The 3,975-nt window shown below is 70.4% G+C and carries 4 protein-coding genes; 1 reads left to right on the top strand and 3 read right to left on the bottom strand.

Going from position 1 to position 3,975, the window contains the following annotated elements; all coding sequences use genetic code 11:
* A partial coding sequence (locus G6048_RS47190) for a glycosyltransferase family 2 protein (protein WP_165345768.1) occupies positions 1 to 1,328 on the bottom strand: 1,328 nt, incomplete at its 3' end.
* 147 nt (positions 1,329 to 1,475) lie between these two features.
* Entirely contained in the window at positions 1,476 to 1,961 is a 486-nt protein-coding gene (locus tag G6048_RS47185) for a MarR family winged helix-turn-helix transcriptional regulator (protein WP_165345767.1), read from the bottom strand.
* Between the two features lie 156 nt (positions 1,962 to 2,117).
* Here G6048_RS47185 and G6048_RS47180 point away from each other — a divergent pair, with 156 nt between their 5' ends.
* Positions 2,118 to 2,531, top strand: coding sequence for an organic hydroperoxide resistance protein (locus G6048_RS47180; RefSeq protein WP_165345766.1), 414 nt, complete (start codon positions 2,118 to 2,120; stop codon positions 2,529 to 2,531).
* Positions 2,532 to 2,553: 22 nt separating this feature from the next.
* On the opposite strand, the gene G6048_RS47175 is transcribed toward G6048_RS47180, so the two are convergent.
* Positions 2,554 to 3,837, bottom strand: coding sequence for a hypothetical protein (locus G6048_RS47175; protein ID WP_165345765.1), 1,284 nt, complete (start codon positions 3,835 to 3,837; stop codon positions 2,554 to 2,556).
* Positions 3,838 to 3,975: the final 138 nt, after the last annotated feature.

The raw sequence follows: 3,975 nt of genomic DNA, 5'->3' as shown, positions 1-3,975 counted from the left end.
GCGTCGATCGGGCCGTCCAGGTGGAAGTGCGGGTCCGAGCCCACCAGGGCCTGGGCGACGATGCGTGCTCGCGGGCGGAGCTTCAGCGCCCGCGCCATCGCCTCCGCCATCCGCCCGTACAGCTCGTGCAGACGCAGCCGAAGCCGGGTGGCACGCGCGCGTGGCCGCAGTTCCGCGTCAACGGCCACAGGGAGGTGCCGTACAGGCCGGAACAGCAGGTGTTCCAGGGCTACTTGGGGCAGATCGGCGGACCAGAGCGGGGTGCCGTCCGAAGCCCGCGGATACGGCGGCGTCAGCCGGGCCGGACGCGACGCGAGCTCCCTGATGCGGTCCAGGTCGCGCGGCTCCTCGGAGGCCATGACGACCTGCGCGATGACCCGCCCGGGCGCGGGGGCGGACGCGAAGTCACCCGCGTCGAACGCCGTGAGGTACGCGCGCGTGAGCGCCCACCACTCGCGCCGGTACCCGGAGCCGCGCAGACCGAGCTCGCGCGCGTACATCCGCAGGCTGTGCTCCAGGAACGCGACGCGCGCCGCCCGTGCGAGCCGCTTCTCACCGGCGCCGAGGAGGGTGTCGTACGCCATGTCGTGAGCCCTGAGCCTGTCCCGCCAGTTGCCCATGTCCGCCCGGTCCAGCGAGATCGACAGCCGCTCGGCGGACCGGCGCACCTGCCAGACGTACACCGGGTCGGGGACCAGCGCGAGACGCGGCCCGGCGGCGAGTACGCGCGCGGTGAACACGAAGTCCTCGTACGGGAAGCGGCCTTCCGGGAAGCGGATGCCGTGCTCGCGCAGGAAGCCGGTGCGGTACAGCTTGTTGACGCAGAGCGTGTCGTGGACCAGGCGGGTGCGGAGCGAGGGGTGGGGGACGAGGACGGGGCGCGCGTACAGCTCGGGGCGCCAGGTGACCTCACGTCCGGACGGCAGCTCGCGGCGGATGCACAGGCCGGCGGCGACCTCGGTGCCGCGTCCGACGGCGGCGGAGAGCAGCGCATCCACTGCCCCCGGCGGCAGTACGTCGTCGCTGTCCAGGAACATCACGTACGGGGCCGTCGCGGCGTCGATCCCGTCGTTGCGGGGGCTGCCGCAGCCGCCGCTGTTGATCTTGCGGCGTACGACCTTCAGGCGCGGTTCGCCGCGCGCGAGCCGGTCGAGGAGGTCCGGGCTGCCGTCCGCCGAGCAGTCGTCGACGGCAATCACCTCGCGGACGGCCGGGCCCTGCGCGAGGGCGGAGCGCACCGCGTCCGTCACGTGAGCGGCGTCGTCGTAGCCGATGACGACAACGCAGACCTGCGACGGGTAGGGGCGCGAGGGGTGCGAGGCGTGCATGGTGTGCCTGGCTTCCACGGGAACGAAACGAACGGGAAGAAACAGAGTATTTGTGACTCATTCTCCGTTATGAGGTGTTTGTTGTCCCGTGGGGAGGGGTGGCGGCAGTGAGCACGCAAGCTCCCTCAGAAGCGGCGTCCTCAGTGGTCAGTCGGTCTCCAGCTCCGCCGAGTCCAGCGCCGCCGTGAGCTTGTCGAGCCGGGCCCGCAGGTCGCGGATCTCGTCCAGGTCGAAGCTCGTCGCGGCGGCGATCCGGCGCGGTACGGCGAGCGCCCGCTCGCGCAGCGCACCGCCCTCGTCCGTGAGCCCGACGACCACCGACCGCTCGTCGCGGGCGCTGCGCTCACGCCGTACGAGGCCGGTCGCCTCCAGGCGCTTGAGCAGCGGCGACAGCGTTCCGGAGTCGAGCCGCAGGTGTTCGCCCAGCTTCTTCACGGGCAGTTCGCCGTGCTCCCACAGCAGGAGCATGACCAGGTACTGGGGGTAGGTGAGCCCCAGGTCCTTCAGGGCGACCCGGTACACGCTGCCGAAGGCGCGCGAGGCGGCGTTCAGGGAGAAGCAGATCTGCTGGTCGAGACGGAGGAAGTCATCCGGGGTCTGGGTCTCGGTCTGCGTCGAGGTCGGAGTGGTCATGCCTTCAGGATAACTCGATTACGCCACTAGATTGCGCACAACTTAATTGTGTGCTCTACTTGTGGTCGTGAGGCGAGCACCCCAGAGGTCCTGCCCGCCACCACGACCTAGATTCTGCTTCTGCTTCTGATCCGTATGACGAGAGGGACGTTTCCCATGGACGCGCTCTACACCGCTGTCGCCACCGCCACCCACGGCCGTGAAGGCCGCGCCTTCACCAACGACGGCCGCCTCGACCTCGAGCTGGGCATCCCGAAGGAGATGGGCGGCAGCGGTCAGGGCACGAACCCGGAGCAGCTGTTCGCCGCGGGCTACTCCGCCTGCTTCGCCAGCGCCCTCGGTCTGGTCGGCCGGAACGCGAAGGTCGACGTCAGCGAGGCCGCGGTGACCGCCGAGGTCGGCATCGGCAAGGAGGGTGAGGGCTTCGGCCTCGCGGTCACCCTGCGCGTGGAGCTGCCCGACTCCGTGGACGCCGAGACCGGCCGCAAGCTGGTCGAGCAGGCCCACCAGGTCTGCCCGTACTCCAACGCCACCCGCGGCAACATCCCGGTCGAGCTCGTCGTCGAGTAATCGACCAGCCCCAGCCCCCTGGTCAAACCCTGTTCGTTGCCCGGTCCGCACCCAACGCGGGCCGGGCACCCGGCATTTCAAGCGCAGGGATCGTCGAAGCGGCCCGCTCCAGCAGCAGCGGCAGTCCGATCACCGGCAGCACCCACGCCACCACGATCAGCCGGTCGCCGATGGTGATGTCCGGGTGCCCCGCCTGGTTGATGACGCCACTGAAGGCCGCCGCGATCAGGAACGCCGCAAAGGCCGGACGTTGCCGCAGCGCACCCCACGCCCCGGCGGCCAGCGCCACGATGAACAGCGGCTGCCAGAACTGCCGACGCAGCCACTCCGCCCAGAAGTTGAACTCCAGTTGCCAGAACTCTGGCCAGGGGTCGGCGCGGTCGGGCCGCGTGAAGTGATGGGCGAGCAGGTCCTGGAGACTTTCGTACGTGGAGGGGTAGTTCAGCAGCCCGGCGGCCGCCACGGTCCCCAAGGCCGCACAGCCCGTCACCACGGCGATCACTCGCAGACCAGGATCAAGTCGCCTTCTCCGTACGGCTATCACCGCGCACGCCGCCACCAGGCACAGCCCGAGGAACAGTGCCTGCGAGTGCTTGACCGGGAAGAGCAGTAGCAGCGAGCCGCCGATGACGGCGGCGCCCGCGCGTTTCCGGCCGCCCAATGCCCATGCGCAGCCCAACAAGGCCGCCAGGGTCAGGGCCAGTTGGAGCCCCTCGGTCATGGGGCGCATGGCGGTCGTGCCGACCGGCAGGGCGTAGTACAGGGCATGCCCCGTGAGGGCCACGGCGGTCGGGGCGCGCAGGGCGCGCAGGACCAGGAAGACGAGGACGCCCCCGGCCGCGGCCACGAACACGCTCGTCAGCCAGATGCCCCAGGTCACGCCGAACACCGTGACGAAGGGCATCAGCAGCGCGGGATATCCGGGCCGCGTCTCGAAGATCCGCATGAAGCGCTCGGAGTTGAACGGCACGGTGTGCGCGGTCGTCTCCCCGTTCCGCAGCCGCCGGTCCACCTCCCGCCACAGCTCGCGCCGGCACTCCTCGGGGATCCGCCCGACGGGGCCGGGGGAGCGGAACCGCACCACGTCGACGCTCCGTTCGCGGCGCGCCTCGGCGTGCCGGCTCGCGCAGACGTAGTCGATGGTGGCGGCGGCCGCCTCGCGCTTGCTGTCACCGCGCAGACTCAGGGCGTACGAGAGGTAGTTCCTGGTGTCGGGAGTGTCTCGCCCGGTGATGTTGGCGAGCTGGAGCAGCGCGAAGACGGCGGCGAGAACGATCACCCAGGCACGCGCCTTGAAGCGGGGCATACGGCTCTTTCGTTGCTGTGCTGTTGGTGGTGTGAGCCCGCCCCACCGCACGAAACGGTGGTGTGAGCCCGCCCCACCGCACGAAACGGTGGGGCGAGCCGCGGCCCGCCCCACCGAGAGTTCTCAGCTCTTACGTGC

Source organism: Streptomyces ureilyticus, from assembly GCF_011045025.1.
GTDB classification, from domain to species: Bacteria; Actinomycetota; Actinomycetes; order Streptomycetales; family Streptomycetaceae; genus Streptomyces; species Streptomyces ureilyticus.
This window is presented reverse-complemented; position numbering and strand designations above follow the sequence as displayed.

Coding starts and splice junctions, on each gene's coding strand:
- G6048_RS47180 (WP_165345766.1), top strand. CDS start 2,118: ATGGACGCGCTCTACACCGCTGTCGCCACCGCCACCCACGGCCGTGAA.
- G6048_RS47185 (WP_165345767.1), bottom strand. CDS start 1,961: ATGACCACTCCGACCTCGACGCAGACCGAGACCCAGACCCCGGATGAC.
- G6048_RS47175 (WP_165345765.1), bottom strand. CDS start 3,837: ATGCCCCGCTTCAAGGCGCGTGCCTGGGTGATCGTTCTCGCCGCCGTC.